Consider the following 23,704-nt stretch of genomic DNA (forward strand, 5'->3'; position numbering starts at 1 on the left):
AGGCAGAAGGCAGGAATTTCTTCCAGGGGCAGTGTGCCATCAGGAATATGAATATTTTCTGCCGGAATATCAATATGGTTAAAAAGGTTTTCCTTCATGAAGGTGACATAGCTCTGCGCTGCATCCGGCTGCATAGGATAGTACTCATCCAGGTTAAAGCTCACTACATTGTAGAAACTCAGGTTTTCTTCGCGGTGCATGCGCACCAGTTCTGCATATACAGCAACAGGGGTTGCCCCGGTGGCCAGTCCGATCACTGCCTTTTCCTGCTTTTCCTGTTTGTCGCGGATGATTCCGGCAATACGCCTGGCTACGTTGACAGATGCAGTTGCCGGATTATCAAATACAGAAACGGGCAGTTTTTCAAAACGCGTTTCTTCCAGAAGATTTAATCTTGCCATTCTATAGTTCATTTTGGTTATACGTCAAACTTAAGCAATCCATCCTTTAGAAACCTGTGCAAACGGTTGACTGTTTTTAAAAATACCAGGTATGGACGCAGTCAGGAATTGGAAAATTGTTTAATCGTTATGTATTTCCGGCTCAACTATGATTATCAGGAGAAAGATTCTTTTTTTTTGCGCTTAATTATAGCGCAAACGTTTGTGAATACCTTGTAATGAAGTGATGCCCGCGTCAGGCAGATCAAATAAATCAGCAGGTACCCCAAAAAAACAATACGTTACAGACAGAATAATTGTAGTTTTATTTGAATTTAGGCCGCATCATATTCTATTTTAACACCAGCATGAGAACAATCTGTTTATTTTCATTTTTTGCTGTTTTATTTTCTCTCAGTGCAGTAGCACAGGAAGACAGTATTACTGTTGGTATATACCCGAAATATGACGAGGTGGGTAAAGTCCACCGTTACTTTTTCGGGGAAAACTACAGGAAAGAATACGCTTTGCAGACCAGGGTACCTATTATCCGGTTATCAAATATTCATGGCGGGCTTAAACCATTGCGCAGGGGTGGCGGTTTCCAGTCACATTCATTGCGGTTGGAAGATAGTCAGGGAAAAGAATGGGTACTGCGCAGTGTAGAAAAATACCCTGAGTCGTTATTACCTGAGAACCTTCGTGAAACATTTGTTTTAGATGTGTTGAAAGATAATATGTCCGCCCAGCACCCTTTCGCAGCGCTTGTTGTTCCAGAACTAGCAGAAGCAGCCGGTGTAGCACATGCAAAACCAAAGATTGGATGGGTGCTTGCCGATCCTTTATTGGGCGAATTTGCGCCGGTATTTGCAAACACACTTTGCCTTCTGGAAGAAAGGGAGCCAGATGGCGATTCTGACAACACGCTTAAAATGTTCAGAAAACTGGTCGAGGATCATGATAACAGACCCGATGGAATAGCTTTTCTCAAAGCCAAAGCATTGGATGTACTCATTGGTGATTGGGACAGGCATGCCGATCAGTGGCGCTGGAGACCTGAAAAGGAAAACGGGAAGACCGTGTACAAACCGATCCCACGAGATAGGGATCAGGTTTTTTATCTGACTCAGGGCTTAATTCCAAAGTATGCACAAGCATCCTATCTGTTACCTTATATTCAGGGTTATGAAAGAAACGTCCAAAATATAAACTGGTATGTCTGGGAGAGCAGAGGGATTTCCACACGATTTTTAAGTGCTCTTTCTGAAGACGAATGGAATAGAGTTATCCGGGAATTTTGTGCCGCTATAACAGATGAATTACTAGAAAAGGCAGTAAGTAAACTTCCAGAACCAGGTTACTCGCTGAGGCATTCCAGTCTGATTGCACAGCTTAAACAAAGACGAGCTACCCTGCCCGCGATGATGAACGATTATTATCACTTTCTGAACCGGATTGTAGATATCCAGGGCAGTGATAAAGCGGAACTTGTGCATTTGAAGAGTAATGCAGATCAGTCCCTGACTTTAACCATGCAGTCTCTGTCGAAAAACGGTAAATTAAAAGATACCCTGGTTCATAAGACTTTCGACCCTGCGCTGACCAAAGAACTAAGAATCTATTTGCATGATGGAAATGATAGCCTGGTGCTGGACAATCAAAGTTCAGAAATCGCTGTCCGCATTATTGGCGGGCATGGTTTCAAGTCTTATCATACTGAAAATGCATACAGGAAGGTAAAACTCTATGATAAACCAGACAGTTCAGTGTTCACTGGTATTCAAAACCGGTTTAAACTTAACCTTTCTGCAGATACCGCAAATCTCTCTTACCGGCAGACGGACCTGTACCATAAAAGCCGTTATCTGTTAAATGCCGGCTATAATAATGATGATGGGATTTTACTAGGTTTATCTGTGAAATACATGAATCCGGGGTTCCGCAAATTCCCATATGGGAATACACAGTCTTTTTCATTTGTACATTCATTTTCTACACAAGCTTTTAAGTTTCATTATACGGGTGAATGGACCAGAATTATAGGTAAAGCAGATTTCATCTTGCAGGCCAGTGCTTATGCTCCGAATAATACCAGGAATTTCTTTGGATTGGGTAACGAGAGCATTTATGACCGCGAAAGTCAGGCGATCCGTTACTACCGGACGAGGTTTAGTCTCTATCAGTTAGATCCGGCATTGCGCTGGGGGCGAGGGAAGCAGATATTTAGCGTGGGACCATCCTTACAATACTATCATTTTAATGCGGACAGTCAGCAGGATAGGTTCATTGCTCAGACTGATCAGTTACATACCGCAGATAGCCTGACCATCGATAAAGAAAAACTGTTTGGCGGTTTAAAGTTTAAATATACAATAGATAGCAGGGACAATATATTAATCCCGTCCTCGGGAATGTTTTTAGATGTGGGGATTCAGGGATACCTCGGGTTAAATAATTATGCCAATAATTTTGGGCAGCTGAATGCCAGTGCAGCATTTTATAAAAAGTTGGATAAACGTGCTAATTTTGTTATTGCAGACCGTTTCGGTGGAACTCTTACAGCTGGAAAACATACATTTTATCAGTCTGCCTTTATCGGTGGAGAAGGGACATTACTTGGGTTCAGGCAGTACCGTTTTGCCGGCGACCATAGTTTCTATAATAATTTGGAGATGCGGGTTAAATTAGCTGATTTTGTTAGCTATGTATTACCGGGGCAGTTAGGGTTGGTCGGATTCCACGACATTGGTAGAGTTTGGAGAAAAAATGAAAATAGTGACCGATGGCATCAGGGTGTGGGCGGCGGTTTTTATTTCGCGCCGGCTTCGATGGCAATGATCCGGGTTATTGCTGCCCATTCAAAAGAGGGGTGGTATCCTTACCTGGCTTTGAATTTCCGCTATTAGCCAAGGTCTGAACATCGATAAACAATAGATATATATATGACGAACAGCGATATCTGCAGTACTGAAGTGCTGCTTGAAAATGAAAATGTACTACTGAGGGCACTGGAGCTTACAGACCTCGAATACCTGCTTCCATTTGCACTGAATGAACCTGAATTATGGTACTATTCGCTGCATTCCGCTGCAGGAGAAGACCAGATGAAAGCTTATATCAAAGCTGGCGTGGAAGAACGGAAAAATGGAAAGTCCTATCCCTTTATAGTTTTTGATAAGAAAAGTGGTACATATGCCGGTGTGACCAGATTTTACGATATTAATGCTGAATTTAAAACACTGCTTTTGGGATATACATGGTATGGAAAAGCTTATCAGGGTACCGGGTTGAACAAAAATTGCAAGTACCTGCTTTTTCAGTTTGCGTTCGAACAGTTACAGATGGAAAGAATTGAATTCAGGGCTGATGCTGAAAATTCCAGAAGTATTGCAGCGATGAAAAGCCTCGGCTGTAAGGAAGAAGGGTTGTTAAGAAGCCACATGCCAAATGGGCAGGGCGGGAGAAGGGACAGTGTAATTTTGAGTATGCTGCGTGGGGAGTGGTTTACTGAACACAGTTCCCGCCTGCTTGAAAAGCTATAAACCTGCTTGAAAACCTGTCGTATATTATACGTCTAAACGTATCTCTCTTCGATCTAATATTTTTGTTTTGTGTTTTATTGCGATATAAAGTTTTGTTTGAATCCTGATTTGTAGCAATATTTGCTGATTTTCCCTTACGCATAGGAGATTGATGCATTTCCATACACTTTGTCTGTACAGGGAAGTTAAAGAGCCCTGTTTTTTTTATCCAAACAAAGCTTTAAATATGGCAACGATCAGTCCTTTCATAGCACTCAGGCCCCAGGCCGTTTACGCAGATAAAATGTTATCTCTGCAATCTTTAACCCCCGACCTTAATCCGAAAGGGAGAATTGCACAGCATCTCGATCACGATTTTATTTCGGGGAGCCATACCAGTAATCCGCGAATACTGGACAACCTGCAGAGAATGATGCGTTCAGGTGAGCTTTATCTGGAGGATAAACCATGTATGTTTGTTTACGAGATTACTGAGAACGGAACTGTTCAAACTGGAATTTGGACATTGACGGATCTTAAAGATTACGACCAGGGACTGATAAAAACGCATGAAGCGGCGCAACATTGCAATACCGGTGATCTCGTGAATTACCGGGCGGAGGTAGGTTTGGAAGGTGCGCCTGTGCTGCTTACCCACCGGCCTTCAGCTGCAATTAAGTCCATGCTTTACCGGATCAGGCAGGAGGAAGCAGACAGCGTGTACTACGCAAATAAAGTTTTTCATCGTATCTGGGCAATAGCTGATATCCATAGTATTCGTCAGATCAGCCGGTGTTTCGCAGATTTACAGGCAGTATACCTGGTGGACGGACATCACCGGATGTCGGCAGCTATAAATTACAGGACGCTCAGAAAGCGTAACCGGTGCGAAACCGGAGAGTTTGACTTTATCTCTTCCTTTTACATGTCCAGCGAGCAGCTCAAGGTAAAAGAATACCACAGATTAGTGTTTCCTCATCAAGGAGTAGAGATAGATCAGGTATTTAAGGAGCTGAAAAAGATATTTTCGGTGACCCGGTCCATTAGAAATGAAGTGGTCATACCTTATAAGAAGAGTGATTTTGGGATGTTTATAGCGGGCAAATGGTATAACCTGATGTATAAACAAAAAGATGGCAGCCGCGTAGCAGATACCGCATTACTGCAGGAGCAGGTATTGAAGCCGATGTTCAAAATCGACGATCCTGGCAGAGACCCTAACCTGGTTACTATTGGAGGCGCAGACGCGCTCGAGGTTTTACAAGAACAATTGCATCTGCATCCGCTTGCCGTTGGTTTTACATTAACAGCAATGACTACGGAACAGATTATTGAGGCGGCGCAACAGGAGATACTGTTGCCACCCAGATCGACATGGATTGAGCCGAGGATACCTTTTGGAATCATTTTGCGTAAAATAGAAGCGGATTTGTCCTTAAAATATGAGATCTTGTCTGATTGAACCAGCAGACTGGTCTTTCCGGGTCTGGTAGGTTAAAATCGTTTAATAATTGGATAACAATTTGTGGTTTTTTGTGGAAAAAAGGACTTTTCTTTAAGAAACCAATTATAACCTGAAGTACTTTTAACGGACCAAATGAAAAAAAATACTTTTGCAGTATCCCTGATCATATCTCTTTTCTTCCTTTGGGGATTTGCCCTAAACTTAAACCCAATCTTAATTCCACACTTGAAAAAAGCATGTCAGCTGACAGATACTCAATCTGCTTTTATTGATTCAGCATCCTATATAGCCTATTTTTTATTGGCTATACCTGCTGGAAAAGTCATGAAGAGGTTTGGGTACAAATGGGGAATAGTAATAGGCTTATTACTCTTTGCAGTTGGGTCGTTTCTTTTTTATCCAGCTGCTTCCACACGATCCTATGTTTTTTTTCTTGGCGCACTGTTTATTATTGCCAGTGGTCTTGCTTTTCTTGAAACTGCAGCCAATCCTTATATTACAGTATTGGGCGATCCAGAAGGGGCGGCAGGGAGAATCAACTTTGCTCAGAGCTTTAATGGACTGGCTGCGACGCTTGCTCCTTTTCTTGGTGGACTCTTTATCTTGTCAGGTGAATCGCTAAGCCCTGAACAGGAGGCTGCAATGTCTCCGGCACAGCTCGATCATTACCTGAATATGGAAGCCTCATCGGTACAGATTCCATTTTTAATTATCGGCGCAGTAGTCCTGCTTGTCGCTGTTTTTCTGATGCGTACACCATTACCTGAAATAGAAGAAAGCGATCAGGAAACCGGGCATGAAGGGTCTTTGCTTAAACATAAAAACCTCATGTTTGGTGTAGTTGCAGAGTTTTTTTATGTAGGTGCACAGGTTTGTATCAGTAGTTTCTTTATTCGCTTTGCGGAACAGGTGGCGGGAATCGCAGAAAAACCTGCAGCGATGTATCTGTCGGGTGCCCTGCTCGGTTTCATGGTGGGCCGGTTTATAGGGACATTCCTGATGCGTTACGTCGCTCCGGCCAAATTACTGGCACTTTATAGCCTGGTTAATATTGTATTGGTACTTGCTGCAGTATTGCTGGACGGTTATGCTTCGGTATATTCACTAATTGGGGTTCTATTCTTTATGTCGATTATGTTTCCAACGATATTCTCTTTGAGTATCAGAGGTCTGGGTTCAAAAACAAAAGAAGGTTCTTCGTTACTTATTATGGCTATTGTTGGTGGGGCTGTCTTCCCGGTAATTATGGGTAAATTGTCTGATATGACTAATATACATCTGGCTTATATTGTCCCCGTTTTTGCATTCATTGTTATTTTCTTCTTTGCCCTGCGAAACTTAGGCGTAAAGAAACTGAAACTTTCTCAGGCACATTAATTCCGTCATGATAGACAGTCATCAGCATTTCTGGATTTATGATCAGGTAAGACACAGCTGGATTCCTGATGAATATGCAGCGATACGAAGGGATTTTTTGCCAGAAGATCTGGCGCCCGTTCTGCTGGAAAATCAGATCTCCGGTTGCATTGCCGTCCAGGCAGAACAAACGCTTGCTGAAACCGACTTCTTGCTTGGTCTGGCAGCAAATAGTCCCATCGTTCTTGGCGTGGTTGGTTGGGTAGATCTCCGAGGAAATCAATTGGAAAAGGAATTGGAATATTACAGTTCTTTTCCCTTGCTTAAGGGTTTCCGTCATATACTTCAGGGAGAACACGAGAGAGATGCGTTTCTTCGGCCCGACTTTACAGCTGGCCTTGCCCTGCTCGAAAAGTATGGTTTTAGCTATGATATTTTGGTACATGCAGACCAACTGCAATATATACCCGCTCTTGCGGCAGCATTCCCTGGATTGGCTTTCGTATTAGACCATTTAGGGAAGCCGGATATTGCATCCGGAGAGATCTCTTCCTGGAAAAACCATATGCAGGCCATTGCCGCCTTCGATAATGTTAGCTGCAAGGTATCGGGAATGATAACTGAGGCGGATTTGAAAAATTGGAAGCCCTCCGATCTCCACCCTTATCTGGATACTGTAGCATCGTTATTTGGTATGAACAGGCTGATGTATGGATCGGACTGGCCTGTATGTCTGGCGGCCGGCTCGTACGCAGCTGTTAAAAATATAGTGTTAACGCACTTCGGCACATTTTCCGATGCCGAACAGCATGCCTTTTTTAATGGAAATGTCTCTGCCTTTTACAAGCTCTGAAGTTTTTTATATACATTGGCATAATAAACAGACATATCAAATAATAGCTAAACCTATTTATTCATGAAAACAACTTTACTATGTTTTGCTGCCGCAGGACTGTGCTTTACTGCTTGCCAGTCGGGTAGTCAGCAGCAGGCGGCGGCAGAAGCAGATTCTGCTGCAATCAAAATGATCAATGACTCCAGTTTTGCCACACGCCTCAGAACAATTGCTTCTGATGAGTTTGAAGGTAGAAAACCGTTCACAAATGGTGAAACTAAAGTGATCAATTATCTCAAAGAACAGTTTAGCAGTCTGGGGTTGAAGCCAGGGAATGGAGATAGCTATTTTCAGGAAGTACCGATGGTGGAGATCAGGTCTACCCCGGAGTCGAAACTAGTCTTTACCGGTGCCAAAGGCAAAGTAAGTGCAGACTATTTAAAAGATTTCGTGGCTGCTACACGCCGGGTGCAGGAAAATGTCAGTCTGGAGAACTCGCCCGTAGTGTTTGCCGGTTATGGGATTGTTGCGCCGGAATATAACTGGAATGACTATGCAGGGTTGGACGTGAAAGGCAAAACTGTTGTCGTGATGATTAATGATCCTGGATTTTCAGATTCCACCTTGTTCAAAGGCGAGAATATGACTTATTATGGACGCTGGACATATAAATTTGAAGAGGCAGCCCGTCAGGGAGCAGCTGGTATTTTGATTATTCATGATACAGAACCTGCAGCTTATCCTTGGTCGGTTGTTCGTAGCGGATGGTCAAAATCTAAATTACAGCTCGAAGAAAAAGATAATAACATGTCGCGGGCAATTATGGAGGGCTGGATCAGCCTGGACGTTGCCAAACAGCTGTTTAAATTAGGTGGGCAATCAGATGCTTTATTTGCGTCGGCTAGAAAAAAAGGCTTCAAGGCGGTAGATCTAAAGGTCACTACCGGAATGAAGATTACTAATACAATTAAAAAATCTATATCTAATAATGTAGTAGCTGTTATTCGTGGAACGAAAAGACCACAGGAGAATATTATCTATTCGGCACACTGGGATCACATAGGAATAGGCGAGCCGGTAAAAGGAGACTCAATTTATAACGGGGCAGTCGACAATGCAACAGGTGTTGCTGCCTTATTGGAGATTGCTGCAGCTTATCAAAAAGCGGCCATTAAGCCAGAACGTTCCATAGTATTTGTCTCTTTCACCGGAGAAGAGCAAGGTTTGATCGGTTCGGAATTTTATGCCAAAAATCCGGTTTATCCTTCTGCCTCGACCGTTGCTGATATTAATATGGATATGATGGGGATTGCCGGCAAAACTAAAGATGTGGTAGTGTATGGATTTGGTCAGTCAGAACTGGAGGACTATGCCGCTGCTTCTGCAAAGAAACAAGGTAGGGTATTGGTTCCTGATCCAGTTCCATCATCTGGTTTGTATTACCGTTCAGACCATTTTAATTTCGCAAAGGTCGGTATACCTTCACTCTTCACCGGCTCTGGTGTGGACAGTTTCAAGCATGGAAGAGAGTGGGGGCTGCAACAAGTAGCAGACTACACGAAATCGCGTTATCATGCACCTCAGGACAACGCAGACGCGATCACAGACTATAGTGGAATGGTTGAAGATGCCAGGCTGTTATTTGATATGGGCTATACCATGAGTATGGAGTCTACTTTCCCTTCCTGGAAAGAAGGTTCTGAATTTAAAGCTATACGGGATAAGAAATAATCCTTAGAGATACAGGTTAAAATGAAGAGGAGTGACACGAAATTTCTGTTAACCTCTTCATTTTAACCTGTATTCTGATATTTAATCTATTCGTTTTCTTTTTAAAAAAGGGGCTGTCGCACGGTTCTGATAACCATGAAGTCCGGCATTGAAAAGTATAATTAAAGTACATAGCAATGCTGTCCAGGCAACAGCAGGATTAATCTCCCAATTTTTTACAGCAATCCCAATTATTCCCCATGCAGCGGCACTCGCATACTCACGCATGTTTCTTCTCCAGATCATTAGAATAAATATCGCTGTAGCGATAACCAGCAGCGCTATTGCCCATAGCTCAGGTTCCAGGGGAGCACCTGACCATCCTGTTGAAACCAGCCAGGCGGCTATATTCACAATTACAGCGACGTTTACCCAGCCAAAATAGAGACTGAAAGGCCACCATAAGAAAAATATAATTTGAGGTGGGGCATCCCAGCGTTCCATATTTGTACGCAATACAATTCGAAGCAATGATAGAAAAAGTGCAAGGATCAGTATAACGGATAATCCAGGCATGTCTTGTACAAAGGCAATGACCCAGGCTGCGTTAAATAAGTTTGCTAGGATAAAAGACCACCCAATTTGCAAGACAAAGCTAGTATCTGCCCTTTTTGAAAACCAGTCCCGGATCTGATAAATGCCGAATGCTAATAAGCCTAAATATATGATGCCCCAGATACTAAAGGCGTATCCGGCAGGGGTGAGCAGGTGTTCATATTTAGCGGAGATCTCACCTATGGCCGGATTTCCGAAATATTTGCTGTTTACCAGGTAATTAACTGCAATTGTCAGGATTAATGACAGCAGATTTAAAATTTGTAAGATTTTTTTCATCGTCGGCAAATTTTTCAATTGAAAAAGAAAATACCTTCAGCTGATTAACGCTAACAGGGTATTAGCAGAATATTACTGGTCATTTTACTGGAAACCGTTTGTGGCGGCCCATTATTAATGGAGATGATCATAGACTGATCAAATTCCAGTTTATCCAGTACTTCAATACTGGAACCCAATCCAAGCTGTAATTGTTTAAGATATTTCAGAAAAGGTGTGCTTGTGTCTCTTACGCTCCCTACTTTACCCATTTTCCCTATCTCCAGGTCACTCAAAAGGATATTTGCATAAACTGGCATCTTTCCGTTTTCTGCCGGAATCGGGTCTCCATGCGGGTCAAATGACGGGTTGCCTAAAAAGGCATCGAGTTTTGCAGCCAGTCTGTCGTCTTGAATATGTTCCAGTTGTTCGGCAATATCATGAACCTCATCCCAGTCATAACCCAGTTTCTCCACTAGAAAAACCTCCCAAAGACGGTGTTTACGGATAATATCCAGAGCCGATGCTTTTCCGGGAGGAGTAAGTTTGGCCCCGTTAACTTTATCATAAGAGATTAGCAGTTTTTCCTGAAGCTTTTTTATCATATCAATTACAGAAGCAGGATTATTATCCAATGCAGCTGCAATTGCTTTGGGGCTCACTTTTAGTCCATTTTGATCGATATGATAAATGGCTTTAAGATAATTTTCTTCGGAGTAGGTTTTCTTCATGATTTTGTCTGCGTACAAAAATATAAATATTTAACTAGTTTCATTAATTAGGTTAATCTAATTATATATATTTGGCAAGTCTAATAAAATATGGAATACATAACTAATTAATGCCATGAAACTATTTTTAAGCTTTATACTTTTGCTCTCTGGACTGTATACCAATGCGCAGCAGGGGCAGCTGTCTGGTGAAATTACCGCTGCAGGAAAACCATTAAAAGGCATTCAGCTCGAATTGAGGAAGACCAACATCCGTGCAGAGACCGATAGCAGCGGGCGATTTCAGTTTAAAGGGATCCCGGAGGGGAAATATCAGCTTACTGCAGTTGGCACCGGTTATTTTCAGCAAACAATGCCGGTTGCCATCATTGCGGACAGCACTGTGCAAATTAATATGGTATTAAAGGCAGATGCAGATGATCTGAATGAAATTGTTGTTACCGGTACAATGAAAGCAGTGAGCAAGCTGGAAAGTCCTATTCCTGTTGAGGTCTATACACCTGCTTTTTTCAGGAAGAATCCTACTCCAAGTTTATTTGAAGCTGTTGGACAAATTAACGGGGTACGGCCGCAGATTAACTGTAGTATCTGTAATACAGGCGATATACATATTAATGGAATGGAGGGGCCTTATACTTTAATCCTGATAGATGGGATGCCTATTGTGAGCAGTCTATCCAGTGTTTACGGTTTGAGTGGTATTCCAAACAGTCTGGTGGAACGTATAGAAGTGGTGAAAGGACCTGCCTCTTCGCTTTACGGTTCGGAGGCAATGGGTGGTGTAATTAACGTCATTACGAAAAATGCGGTTAAAGCACCTCTGTTTAGTTTTGATGCTTTCAGTACCTCCTGGAGAGAGTATAATGTAGATGCAGGGGTAAGGTTTAGAGGAAAGGGCTGGAACAGTCTGCTGGGTGTAAACTATTTTAACGCGCAGCATCCGATGGACAATAACGGGGATGGCTTTACCGATCTGACCATGCAACACCGGATCTCTGTTTTTAATAAATGGAATTTTACCCGGAAAGAGAACCGGGAAGCCAGCCTCGCCGCACGTTTTGTAAATGAAGACCGATGGGGCGGGCAGATGGACTGGACAAAAGCAGACCGGGGCTCCGATGATGTCTACGGTGAAAGTATATACACCCGCAGGTGGGAGCTCATTGGTGTTTATCAGTTACCGTTGAAAGAAAAAATCATGACGCAGTTTTCTTATAACTGGCATGATCAGAATTCGTATTATGGAGATGTACCTTATATGGCTACGCAGAAGAACTATTTTGCACAGATGTACTGGAATAAGGATCTGGGTAAAAGACATAATCTTTTACTGGGAGGTACTTTCCGCTATAATTGGTATGACGATAATACGCCAGCTACATCCAGTGCAGACGGGCTAAGAAATCAGCCTGCAAAGACGCCTTTACCGGGTATTTTTATTCAGGATGAATGGAAAATATCAGATAAGAATACACTACTGGCCGGTTACAGGTATGATCATGATCGTAATCACGGATCTATTCACTCACCCAGAATTGCTTATCAGTACACCAAAAACCAGCGAAACACACTCAGATTTAGTATGGGTACAGGTTTCCGCGTTGTCAATTTGTTCACGGAAGATCACGCTGCCCTGACAGGAGCAAGAGAGGTTGTGATCACTGAAGCGCTGCAACCGGAAAGATCTTATAATAGTAATTTGAATTATGTGTGGAAGATCCCTGCTGATTTTGGCTTGCTAAACATTGATGCAACCGGATTCTACAGCTATTTTACCAATAAAATTGTAGGTGATTTTGATCAGGATCCTACTAAAATCATTTATGCTAATCTGAACGGGCATGCCATCTCCAGAGGTTTTTCCCTGAATACCGAACTGGTCTTAAATTCACCGTTGCGTATCACAGCAGGACTAACTTACGCAGATGTATATCTTGTAAATAAAAATGAAGCAGGAACCAAAGAAAAAACCAGACAGTTGCATGCGCCGTTGTGGAGCGGTACATATGGCCTGACCTATACCTTTCCAGGAGACTTTATTGTAGATCTGACCGGAGTTTTTACCGGGCCGATGCGTTTACCTGTCCAGCCGGAAGATTACCGGCCAGAATATTCACCCTGGTTTAATATTGCGAATATTCAGCTGACAAAAAAATTAAAACATGGAGTGGAGATCTATGGAGGTGTGAAGAACCTGTTCAATTTTGTGCCGAAAGATGTGTTGATGAGGCCATTCGATCCATTTAATAAAACTGCAGATGATCCCATCAGCAATCCAAAAGGATATACTTTTGATACGGCTTATAATTATGCACCATTGCAGGGAATCAGAGTGTTTGCAGGTTTACGTTATCAGATTGACTGGAAGTGATTGATAAAAAGATAAAAACATTACCATCTTTTAGGTTTAATATTTGTTAGCCTTTCGATCAATTGTTTTTATGGAGTTACTGCATTCACTTTTTGGCGACGATCTCAGGGCCGCCGTACTTATTATTCTTAATCTGATAGTTATCGAAAGTCTGTTATCTGTCGATAATGCGGCAGTCCTGGCAACAATAGTAATGGATTTGCCAAAGGATCAGCGGAGTAAAGCTTTAAAATACGGAATAATCGGAGCGTACGTCTTTCGGGGGATTTGTTTGCTGATCGCTTCCTGGCTGGTAAAAATATGGTGGTTAAAACCATTGGGTGGATTGTATCTGCTTTATTTGGCTCTATCTTATTTTTTTAAGAAGAAGAAACCTGAAATATCTCCGGAAACGGAAGCTATTCAGAAAAAGCAGAATTGGTTTTACCGCTCAACAATCGGGCTGCTGGGCACATTCTGGGCAACGGTGGCACTGGTGGAAGTAATGGATCTGGCCTTCTCCATAGATAATGTATTTGCAGCTGTAGCCTTTACCGATAAAATGGGATTGATTTATACGGGTGTATTTATAGGAATACTGGCTATGCGGCTGGTCGCACAATTTTTCGTAAAACTGATGGAGAAATTCAAATTTTTAGAGACAGCTGCATTCCTTGTCATCGGACTTTTAGGCTTAAAATTGAGTTCTTCGCTTTACGTTCACCTGAGTCCGGATTCAAGTTTGGCTATTTTTCTGGAGGGCGAAAAAACAGATCTGTATGTTTCTGTACTCACTGTAGCAGTTTTTATCCTCCCGGTACTGAGTTCCCTATTGTTTAACTTTCCAAAAAAGCAAGTCTGAAATATATTTTTTATTGGTTTTAATTTGTTTTTAACCGGTTTGATAAAGTTTTCTATCGGTTAACTTAGTGATTATCAAAAAAATATAGATGTTAACAGTTATTTGGTGAAATCTTTGTGTAAATTGAATTGACGTAAGATTAATGGATTTAAACTCAGAACTCATGAAAAGATTACTTTCTTTATTTGCTGTACTCTGTCTGTGTATCAGCATGAGCATGGCACAAACTACTGTGCCTGCTACCAGGTTAAAAAAAGACGGTACGCCTGATAAGCGTTATTCCACTGCAAAGGAAACCAAGCCTGAGGTGAAACTTAAAAAGGATGGAACTCCCGATAAGAGATATACAAATACGGGGACAGCTACGACATTAACTAAACCTGAAGATGTTAAAACGCTCAAAAAAGTAAGCACTGCTCCGTCCAGAACAGCTGCGGCGTCCAGAACAACTGCTGCATCCAGAACGACTTCTCCTTCCAGAACAACTGCTGCGGTAAAAGATTACAAACCAACTGTCGACAGAAGTCTCTCCGGACCAAATGGTGAGCAGATTCTTACAGGTCCGCGTGGTGGAAAATACTACATCAATAAAAATGGGAATAAAACCTATGTAAAAAGGGAAGCTAATTAAAAAAAATAGGTCAGATACTATTTAGAAATATGTAATTTGTTTGCCGGATATATTTTGTATCCGGCTTTTTTATTTTAAGAAATGATGAAATTATCTTGTTTTTCACTTTTGCTTGTTTTGGGTCTTTTCAGCAGTCGTACTGCCATAGCCCAGCAGCAACCAGCACCACAAACTGCTGTTTTGAATCATATTGCTGTTTATGTAACCGAGTTAAAACGGAGTGCAGATTTTTATACTTCAGTATTAAAGCTGCAATTAATGGAGGAGCCATTTAAAGATGGTAAACACGTTTGGTACACTTTGGGCCCTGCTGGTCAGTTACATTTAATTCAGGGAGCATTACAACCTGTTAAACCAAATAAGAATGAACATCTTTGCTTCAGCGTAGTGTCTATAGACGAATTCATTGCAGGTCTTAATAAACAAAAGGTTCCTTATGAAGACTGGGGCGGAGGCGCTAACAAAACTACATTACGCGTTGACGGCGTTAAACAAATCTATTTTCAAGATCCTGACGGTCACTGGATAGAAATTAACGACGAAAGAAAAGGGAAATAAAAACTTATGCAGCAGATTCCACGTAGTACCATAGAGAGAATTATTGCTCCTGTGCACCGTTTTATTAATTTGGAATATACAGGAGGAATTGTACTCTGCTGCAGTGTTCTGGTTGCGATAATATGGGCTAACTCCTCGTTTGCAGATGTTTACCATCATTTATGGGAAATTAATTTTAGCGTTGGTTTTGCAGGGTTTACGTTGAATCATCCATTACACATCTGGATCAATGATGGGTTAATGGCTTTATTTTTCTTTGTTATCGGCCTTGAACTCAAGCGGGAATTTATGGATGGAGAACTTTCTTCCATTCAGAAAGCCTCTCTGCCAATGATGGCGGCGCTTGGAGGAATGCTTGTTCCGGCCTTGATTTATTGGTTTATGAACCGTGGAACGGCAGCTTCCCATGGCTGGGGTATTCCAATGGCTACCGATATTGCTTTTGCACTGGCGCTGCTCTCCATGGCAGGTAAGCATATTCCGCCTTCCGTTAAAGTATTTCTTTCTGCGCTGGCTGTTGCAGACGACCTGGGGGCTGTACTGGTAATCGCTTTCTTTTATACGGAGAATCTCAATTTTGTTCCGCTGGCAATTGCAGCAGGGCTATTAATTATTCTTTTTGCCGGAAACAGATTAGGTATCAGGGCTGTGGCATTTTATCTGATCATTGGATTAGGTGTCTGGGCTGGTTTTCTCCTTTCGGGGGTGCATGCAACGATTGCCGGTGTACTGGTTGCATTTACGATTCCGGCGGTAAGAAAAATAGATGAAAAATTCTTCTCATCCAACCTTAGAAGGCTTTCTGACGAGTTTGAAAAGGACGTCCCAAAACGCGGAACATTTACAACGGCTCATCAGCATCATACAATAGAAGAAGTAAAAACGCTGGCACTGGCTGCAGAAACTCCGCTGCAAAAAATTGAACATGCGCTCCATCCATGGGTTGCATTTCTGATTATGCCTTTATTTGCATTGGCTAATGCAGGAATCATTATTGGCTCAGATTTCTTTACGGCTATACAGAATCCAGTTAGTTTCGGAGTGATTATGGGACTTATTGCAGGTAAATTTGTGGGCATTCTTGTGTTTACCTGGCTTATGGTTGCCAGCGGTCTGTCCCGGCTTCCTGAAAATGCAGAGTGGAAACATATTACCGGGCTGGCTTTACTGGCAGGAGTCGGTTTTACCATGTCGCTGTTTATCAGTAATCTGGCGTTTCAGAATCCCGAATATATTGAGCAGGCGAAGTATGGCATCTTACTCGCGTCAATTATCGCAGGTAGCTTGGGACTGACTATGCTCAAACTAAGTCGTTAGCCTGAATGTAGTGCATTTTTTGCAAACACTTTTATTGATTTCCTGTTCTAAAAAGAAAAGGAAAACTATGACATTCAGAAAAAACATATCTTCGGGTACAAACAATTCTACGCTGATAGCGGTGGGTGTGCTTGCAATTTCGGGTATCGTGCTGGCCCTTAAATATGCCTATAACAGTCAACCTGAAGCGAAAAAAAGAAACGGCAGTAATGGAGACAGGCTACATGAAGATCTGCGTGAAAAAGTGAGAGCGCATGCAAGTCATTTGCTGCCACATGGTGAGCAGCCCAGCCCGGTGAGACATACCATTAAATCAGACCTCCCCAAATCCAGACAGCTACCTCTTGATCCGGATAACTATGATCCTCAGTTTTAGTGTATTTGTTGAGTACATAAAATGTCAGACAGTTTGGCTCAATTTGTAAAGGTATTTCTTATGTAATATTAAACAGACAAATGAATTTCACGAAAACTTTTAATCAAATTGAGCGTTTATAGGTGTAAAAAATAAGCTGACTAGAATACTATGTCTTATAAAATACTTTTAATAGAGAACGACGAAAAATTGGTAGAAGTTTTACGCGAAATTCTGGAAAACGCGGGACATCAGCTTCATGTTCTTCCGGAAACTTATGATATCAGACCTATCGTGACTGAATTTCAACCTGATTTAGTCTTACTGGATTTCTTATTGCCTGGAATTAATGGAGGCGAGCTTTGTTCCCAGTTGAAGCGAATGGAGAAATATCAGCACATTCCCGTAATTATTATGTCGGCATTCCCCAGAGTAATGCTTTCATTGGGCGATTATGGCTGCAATGCGTTTATTGCAAAGCCATTTGATCTGAATAATTTACTGGAGCAAATAGAGGATTGTATTCACGAACCAGACCGTAGTTTTCTTGCTTGAAAACAAAGCGTCAGCTTTAGTGATGCTGTATAAAAAAATACGTGTATAAATAACAGCCCCTGTTCCTTATCGGACAGGGGCTGTTTGCTTATTTGATAATTCTTGAAGCGCCTTACCAGAAGATACTATATAAAGCAACAATAATTCCGCAGATAATCAGAGCACCTGCAGCAAACGTTTTGTTGGTTTTAAACATACTAACATCAATATCAAGACCTTTAGGATTAACCCCGGTTCTATTTTCCAGTTTACTGATAATAAACATAGCTACGATACAGATTACAAATACGAAACCCATACGGTCAAGGAAAGGAATTTCGTATAACATACTACCATCTTTCTGTTCGACCAGTTTGGAGAATCCATAAGGACTAAGCCAGGAAAGATCTGTGAAGTTCGGCATTGCTTTGAATACGACAGAAAGGATAAAACCACCGATTGTTGCAAAAAGTGCTGCATTCGATGTAGTTCTTTTCCAGAAGAAACCCAGAATAAACATCGCGAATATACCAGGAGAAACGAAGCCGGTATATTCCTGTATAAATTGAAAACCACCTTTTTTATCGATACCCAGTTGCGGCGCAATTATAATGGCTAATACCATAGCTACGATTACTGCAATCCTGCCGATAACCACCTGCTTGTTTTCATCCGCATCTTTATTAATTACTTTTTTATAAACGTCTAGTGTAAAGATGGTAGCGATACTGTTTGCTTTTCCTGCAAGTGAGGCGACAATAGCAGCAGTTAAAGCGGCAAATGAAAGCCCTTTCAGACCGGCAGGTAACAAATTAAGAAGAACCGGATAAGCGGAATCTGCATTCAGTGAACCGTCTTTCATCATGTCTGTAGCGAAGTTTCCATAACCTTCCTGATACAACACATAAGCTGCTATTCCGGGAAGTACTACGATAACAGGCATTAGTAATTTTAATCCTGCAGCGAATAATAATCCATTTCTTGCCGTAGGTAAATCTGCTCCCAATGCACGTTGAGTGATGTATTGATTACAACCCCAGTAATTCAGGTTGACAATCCACATACCACCGATCAGTACAGAAAGGCCCGGTAAATCCATGTAATGCGCATCTTCTTTATGGAAAATCATCTGGAAGTGATCTGCAGCACGGTCTTTAATGATACTCAGACCATTTAATACGCCGGTAGTGCCAAAATGTGTTGATACCAGCTCCAGGGCCAGGTAAGTTGTGGCCAGACCTCCCAGAATAAGGAAGAATACCTGAATAACATCTGTATATCCGATTACCTTCATTCCACCCAGTGTAATGATAATGGCAAATGCCGCAAGCAGATACATACAAGCAGTAATGTTGATACCAGAGATACTGTTAATTGCCAATGCGCCCAGATAGAGAATCGAAGTCAGGTTGACAACAACGTATAATAACAACCAGAAAATGGCCATAATCATTGCCACTGTACCATTATAACGCTGCCCCAGAAACTGCGGCATGGTATAAATCTTATTTTTTAGATAAACAGGAATAAAAAATATAGCGACAATAATCAGCGTAGCTGCCGCCATCCATTCATAGGTAGCGATTGCAAGACCCATGGTAAAGCCGGAACCGCTCATACCTATAAATTGCTCCGCCGATATATTTGAGGCGATCAGGGAAGCTCCGATAGCCCACCAGGTTAGCGAATCTTTAGCGAGGAAAAAATCTTTTGAATTCTCTGCCTGCGCCTGTTTTTTTCGGTATACCGTCCAGCCATAAAGGGCGACAATCAGGAAGTAAACCAGAAATACGACGTAATCGTAAGTACCTAATGAGTTCATGAAATTTTAAATTTGGAAGGTGAATATAGTTAAATATATCTATTGATGATATTTTCTAACAATTCTTGCTTACCGCTGATTGTTTCTGGTTCACCCTGCTGAATTGCATATTCCCTCAGCCCTTCCAATGTCATTTTCCCAGCTTCAAAATCACTTCCTGCACCGCTGTCAAAAGAAGCGTAACGCTCTTTACGGATTTTGGTGTAATCTGAATGTTGAAGAATCTGATCTGCGGTGACCAATGCTCTTGCAAATGTATCCATTCCACCGATATGTGCATGAAACAGATCTGCCGCGTCTGTTGAATTTCTTCTGATCTTAGCGTCAAAGTTAATACCTCCTCCTTGCAAACCACCGGCTTCCAATACGATTAGCATTGCTTCGGTAACTTCGTTGATATTATTGGGAAATTGGTCTGTATCCCATCCATTTTGATAATCACCTCTGTTCGCATCCATTGAGCCAAGCAAGCCAGCATCTGCTGCTACCTGAACCTCATGCTGGAAAGTATGTCCGGCAAGCGTGGCGTGGTTAACTTCCAGGTTCAGTTTAAAATCTTCCAGCAGGTCATACTGACGCAGAAAACTAATCACCGTCGCAGCATCGTAATCATACTGATGTTTGGTAGGCTCACACGGCTTAGGTTCGATCAGAAAGGTCCCTTTAAAACCCTGACCTCTTGCGTAATCTTTAGCCGAATGCAGGAATTTTGCTAAATGCTCTTGTTCTCTTTTTGTATTGGTATTCAAAAGGCTCATATATCCCTCACGACCGCCCCAGAACACGTAGTTTTCTCCACCAAGCGCAATAGTTGCATCCAATGCCGATTTTACCTGGGCTGCCCCATGTGCGAGTACATGGAAATTAGGATTGGTTGCTGCACCGTTCATATATCTGCGGTGAGAAAAAAGATTAGCGGTACCCCAAAGAAGTTTCACCCCACTTTCTGCCTGTTTTAGTTTGGCATAGTCAACCAAAGCGTGCAGACGTCTGTCATTTTCTTTAATATCATTTGTATAATCTACCAGGTCGACATCATGAAAACAATAATATGGCAGGTTCATTTTGGTGATGAACTCAAATGCAGCATCCATTTTGTCTTTTGCACGTTCCACAGCATCTGCTTTTTCGTTCCAGGGTTGCAGCAGGGTCGCTTCACCAAATGGATCACCACCAGTAGCTACAAATGAGTGCCAGTAGGCGCAGGCAAACTTCAAGTGTTCTTTCATGCTTTTGCCGGCAATGATTTTATTTTCGTCGTACCAGCGGTAGGCCAGTGGATTATCTGATTTTGTACCCTCGAACTGAATCTGTCCGATACCTTTAAAAAATTCTTTACTTCCGGTAGTTATAGTTGTCATATTTAAAATATAGATTAGGTTAAAAGATATTTATCAGGATTTTGGCATAAGTTCCAGCCAATCCTGATAAAGCGTATTAAAGAGCTGCTGTTTATCTGGTTCTGTATAACTCAGCGCTTTTTTGTTCTGAAAAGCTTCTTTGGGTTGTTTGTAAACACCGGCCCCAATACCAGCGCCCAATGCTGCACCTGTACTGCCGTCATTGTCATATAGCTCTACCGGTACACCCGTCGCATTTACAAAAGCTTTTAGAAATACTTCGCTATGGAAAAGATTAGCTTTTCCGGCTCTGATCACTTTTGGGTATAGTCCATTGGAGCGCATAATATCCAGACCATAACGGAAAGAGAAAGCGATGCCTTCCTGTACAGCACGAAAAACATGTCCCGGCGTGTGTAAATTAAGGTCGATAGCGCTGATCTGCGCGCCTGTATAGGTATTGCAAAGCATTCTTTCTGCACCATTTCCAAAAGGGGTTACTCTTAGCCCTGCAGACCCGTCAGGCACTTTTGCTGCCGCTGCATTCATAGCAGGATAATCCAGACCTGTACCAAATAATTGTTTGGCCCAGCGGTTCATACTGCCCGTGCCATTAATACACAACAGAATCCCAAGGCGCTGCTTATCTTTGGTATAGTTAACATGTGCAAAGGTGTTTACCCTTGATTGCGGATCATAAGCCAATTCATCTGAGACACCATAAATCACGCCTGATGTACCTGCAGTAGCTGCAACTTCTCCAGGCTCCAGTACATTCAGGGATAATGCGTTATTGGGTTGATCACCGGATTTATAACTTACCGGAATACCCGCCTTAAGCCCCAGTAAAGCAGCAACATCCTGATCCAGTCTGCCATGTTCAGAAAAAACAGGTCTGATTTCCGGAATAAGGTTGCTGTCCAGGTCATAATAGTTGAGTAGTTCCGCCGATACTTCCTGTTTCTCAAAATCCCAGAAAATACCCTCGGAAAGAGCAGAGATACTTGTTGTGATTTCTTTAGTTAACTTCATGGCAATAAAGTCGCCGGGAAGCATGAATTTATGAATGCGGGCGTAAATTTCAGGTTCATTCTGTTTTACCCAGGCCAGTTTAGATGCTGTAAAATTTCCTGGTGAGTTGAGTAGGTGGGAGAGACAGAATTTTTCTCCCATTTCTTTGAATGCAGTGTTGCCTAGTTCCACGGCCCGGCTGTCACACCAGATGATGCTGTCCCGCAATACTTGTTGCTGCTCATCTACCAGAACCAGGCCATGCATCTGGTAGGCAATTCCAATGGTACCTATATCCAGAGGATTAAACGGATGCTGTGCTTTACAACGTTCAAATGCGAGCTGTACATGAGACCACCACATTTCAGGAGATTGCTCGGCCCATCCGGTTTGCCGGACTGTAATCAGACTTTCATCATCAGGATATTGCGCAGAGGTTAATGTCTGTTGTGTATGAGCATCTAGTACAGCAAGTTTAACTGAAGAAGTTCCGATATCAATTCCGAGTAGTAACATATTTCTGAGGTCGATTTTTTAAAATATATATGGTTCAGCTTCCGAATTTAGTTTATTATTTTTATTATGCAATCGATTGCCTTGTTTTTTTGCTTTTTTATTTGCTGAGCTTTAACAAGTTAATAAGAGGAGAAATTTAGCGAATCCTGTATTTTAAACAGACAAAAAAGAAGGGTCATAAAAAGAGTAGCCAAGGGCTACTCTTTTTATGACCCTTCTAAAAGGATAATAAGCTCCGTTTATTGGATTTGGTCTGCTTAGATAGATTTGAAAACTACAATACCATTATGTCCGCCAAAACCGAATGTGTTACTCATTGCTACTTTAACTTTAGCAGAAATAGCTTTTCCGGTAATGATATTCAGGTGTGCAGGAATCGCAGGATCTAATTCGTCCGTGTTTATTGTCGGTGGAATAATACTGTCTCTCATAGATAAAAGACAAATAATCGCCTCAATCGCACCAGCCGCCCCAAGAAGGTGGCCAGTCATCGATTTGGTCGCACTGATTTTTAAATTATTTTTTTCCGTTCCCAGCAAGTTTACAACCGCATTGATCTCAGAAAGGTCACCTACCGGTGTAGAAGTTGCGTGTGTATTCAGGTAATCTACATCGTGGATAGTAACACCAGCTTCTTCCAGTGCTAAAGTCATTGCATGTGATGCACCAATTCCTTCCGGATGGGTTGCAGTCATATGGTAAGCATCGGCAGTCATTGCTGCGCCGCCTACTTCTCCATAAATTTTAGCACCGCGTTTTACTGCGTGTTCATATTCTTCCAGAACCAGTGCACCGGCACCTTCGCCCATCACAAATCCATCACGTTTTACGTCAAATGGTTTGGAAGCAGTTTCCGGTGTGGCATTTTGAGCAGACATGGCTTTCATGGCACAGAATCCACCTACTGAAGATGCAGATACGGGTGCTTCAGATCCACCGGTGATAATCACTTTTGCTTTCCCCAGACGGATATAATTGAAAGCATCCATGATCGCTGTATTTGAAGTAGCGCATGCAGAAACTGTAGTGTAATTGATACCCATATAACCGTTACGGATCGAAATCATTCCCGATGCCATGTTAGCAATCAGTTTTGGAACAAAGAATGGGCTGTATCGGGGTGTACCGTTACCTAAAGCAAATTCAGAAGCTTGTTGTTCAAAAGTATCCATACCACCTTGTCCCGAACCCCAGATTACACCAACGTCGAAAGGACTCATTTTTTCAAACTCAAATCCAGAGTCTTTAATAGCCTCATCTGAAGCAACCAGCGCATATTGGGTAAAACGATCAGTTCTTTTAATATCAGAACGGTCTAAATATTTTGTAACATCATAATCCTTGAGTTCACAGGCAAATTGTGTACGGAACAGGGAAGCGTCAAAACGTGTGATTTTTGCAGCTCCGCTTTTACCGGCAATCGTATTGCTCCAGAAAGTATTTACATCATTTCCTAGTGGGGTTAGTGCCCCAATTCCCGTGATAACAACTCTTTTTAACATATGCATTTTTATAATTAATATATGATCAGGGCCTG

The 23,704-nt window shown here is 42.0% G+C and carries 20 protein-coding genes; 13 read left to right on the forward strand and 7 right to left on the reverse strand.

Annotation, left to right across the window (positions count from 1 at the left end; translation table 11 throughout):
- A partial coding sequence (locus BM192_RS17210) for a 6-phosphogluconolactonase (RefSeq protein WP_170844861.1) occupies positions 1-401 on the reverse strand: 401 nt, incomplete at its 3' end.
- 347 nt (positions 402-748) lie between these two features.
- Between BM192_RS17210 and BM192_RS17215 the strand changes: the two genes are divergently transcribed.
- The 6 genes from BM192_RS17215 (at position 749) to BM192_RS17240 (ending at position 9,288) form a co-directional block, all read left to right on the forward strand.
- Positions 749-3,286, forward strand: coding sequence for a BamA/TamA family outer membrane protein (locus BM192_RS17215; RefSeq protein WP_037440206.1), 2,538 nt, complete (start codon positions 749-751; stop codon positions 3,284-3,286).
- A 36-nt stretch (positions 3,287-3,322) separates the two neighbouring features.
- Positions 3,323-3,922, forward strand: a complete 600-nt coding sequence (locus BM192_RS17220) for a GNAT family N-acetyltransferase (RefSeq protein WP_037440204.1) — start codon at positions 3,323-3,325, stop codon at positions 3,920-3,922.
- A 226-nt stretch (positions 3,923-4,148) separates the two neighbouring features.
- A complete protein-coding gene (locus tag BM192_RS17225) occupies positions 4,149-5,363 on the forward strand; it encodes a DUF1015 family protein (RefSeq protein WP_157282826.1) in 1,215 nt (404 codons plus the stop codon).
- 135 nt (positions 5,364-5,498) lie between these two features.
- Positions 5,499-6,743 (forward strand): L-fucose:H+ symporter permease, encoded by a 1,245-nt coding sequence (gene fucP / locus BM192_RS17230; protein ID WP_037440200.1) that lies wholly within the window; start codon positions 5,499-5,501, stop codon positions 6,741-6,743.
- A 7-nt stretch (positions 6,744-6,750) separates the two neighbouring features.
- Entirely contained in the window at positions 6,751-7,575 is an 825-nt protein-coding gene (locus BM192_RS17235) for an amidohydrolase family protein (protein WP_037440198.1), read from the forward strand.
- Positions 7,576-7,638: 63 nt separating this feature from the next.
- The gene (locus tag BM192_RS17240) at positions 7,639-9,288 is read left to right on the forward strand and encodes a M28 family metallopeptidase (RefSeq protein WP_037440196.1); all 1,650 of its coding nucleotides are present in this window, start codon (positions 7,639-7,641) and stop codon (positions 9,286-9,288) included.
- Between the two features lie 81 nt (positions 9,289-9,369).
- Here BM192_RS17240 and BM192_RS17245 read toward each other — a convergent pair whose 3' ends face one another.
- On the reverse strand, positions 9,370-10,161 hold the full coding sequence (locus tag BM192_RS17245; RefSeq protein WP_037440194.1) for a hypothetical protein: 792 nt from the start codon (positions 10,159-10,161) through the stop codon (positions 9,370-9,372).
- A gap of 50 nt (positions 10,162-10,211) precedes the next feature.
- The gene (locus BM192_RS17250) at positions 10,212-10,871 is read right to left on the reverse strand and encodes a metal-dependent transcriptional regulator (RefSeq protein WP_037440192.1); all 660 of its coding nucleotides are present in this window, start codon (positions 10,869-10,871) and stop codon (positions 10,212-10,214) included.
- Positions 10,872-10,986: 115 nt separating this feature from the next.
- Here BM192_RS17250 and BM192_RS17255 point away from each other — a divergent pair, with 115 nt between their 5' ends.
- From BM192_RS17255 to BM192_RS17290, 7 genes are all read left to right on the forward strand, one after another.
- Positions 10,987-13,242 carry a TonB-dependent receptor gene (locus tag BM192_RS17255; RefSeq protein WP_074964065.1) on the forward strand — a complete coding sequence of 752 codons (2,256 nt, stop codon included), beginning with the start codon at positions 10,987-10,989 and terminating at the stop codon, positions 13,240-13,242.
- 70 nt (positions 13,243-13,312) lie between these two features.
- Positions 13,313-14,083, forward strand: coding sequence for a TerC family protein (locus BM192_RS17260; RefSeq protein ID WP_037440190.1), 771 nt, complete (start codon positions 13,313-13,315; stop codon positions 14,081-14,083).
- A gap of 163 nt (positions 14,084-14,246) precedes the next feature.
- Positions 14,247-14,714, forward strand: coding sequence for a hypothetical protein (locus BM192_RS21070; protein WP_201771377.1), 468 nt, complete (start codon positions 14,247-14,249; stop codon positions 14,712-14,714).
- Positions 14,715-14,795: 81 nt separating this feature from the next.
- Entirely contained in the window at positions 14,796-15,272 is a 477-nt protein-coding gene (locus tag BM192_RS17275; RefSeq protein WP_234797587.1) for a VOC family protein, read from the forward strand.
- A gap of 6 nt (positions 15,273-15,278) precedes the next feature.
- Positions 15,279-16,589, forward strand: coding sequence for a Na+/H+ antiporter NhaA (gene nhaA, locus BM192_RS17280; RefSeq protein WP_037440185.1), 1,311 nt, complete (start codon positions 15,279-15,281; stop codon positions 16,587-16,589).
- A 67-nt stretch (positions 16,590-16,656) separates the two neighbouring features.
- Positions 16,657-16,965: a hypothetical protein gene (locus BM192_RS17285; protein ID WP_037440183.1), complete on the forward strand. Its 309-nt coding sequence runs from the start codon at positions 16,657-16,659 to the stop codon at positions 16,963-16,965.
- A gap of 150 nt (positions 16,966-17,115) precedes the next feature.
- Complete coding sequence (locus BM192_RS17290) at positions 17,116-17,499, forward strand: response regulator (protein WP_037440181.1); 384 nt, start codon at positions 17,116-17,118, stop codon at positions 17,497-17,499.
- A gap of 112 nt (positions 17,500-17,611) precedes the next feature.
- Here BM192_RS17290 and BM192_RS17295 read toward each other — a convergent pair whose 3' ends face one another.
- The 4 genes from BM192_RS17295 to fabF form a co-directional block, all read right to left on the reverse strand.
- Positions 17,612-19,300 carry a sodium/sugar symporter gene (locus BM192_RS17295; RefSeq protein WP_037440179.1) on the reverse strand — a complete coding sequence of 563 codons (1,689 nt, stop codon included), beginning with the start codon at positions 19,298-19,300 and terminating at the stop codon, positions 17,612-17,614.
- Between the two features lie 29 nt (positions 19,301-19,329).
- Positions 19,330-20,661 (reverse strand): xylose isomerase, encoded by a 1,332-nt coding sequence (gene xylA, locus BM192_RS17300; protein ID WP_037440177.1) that lies wholly within the window; start codon positions 20,659-20,661, stop codon positions 19,330-19,332.
- A 33-nt stretch (positions 20,662-20,694) separates the two neighbouring features.
- Positions 20,695-22,167, reverse strand: a complete 1,473-nt coding sequence (locus BM192_RS17305) for a xylulokinase (RefSeq protein WP_037440175.1) — start codon at positions 22,165-22,167, stop codon at positions 20,695-20,697.
- Positions 22,168-22,424: 257 nt separating this feature from the next.
- Complete coding sequence (fabF, locus tag BM192_RS17310) at positions 22,425-23,669, reverse strand: beta-ketoacyl-ACP synthase II (protein WP_037440208.1); 1,245 nt, start codon at positions 23,667-23,669, stop codon at positions 22,425-22,427.
- Positions 23,670-23,704: the final 35 nt, after the last annotated feature.

Source organism: Pedobacter antarcticus, from assembly GCF_900112985.1.
Taxonomy (GTDB): Bacteria; Bacteroidota; Bacteroidia; order Sphingobacteriales; family Sphingobacteriaceae; genus Pedobacter; species Pedobacter antarcticus.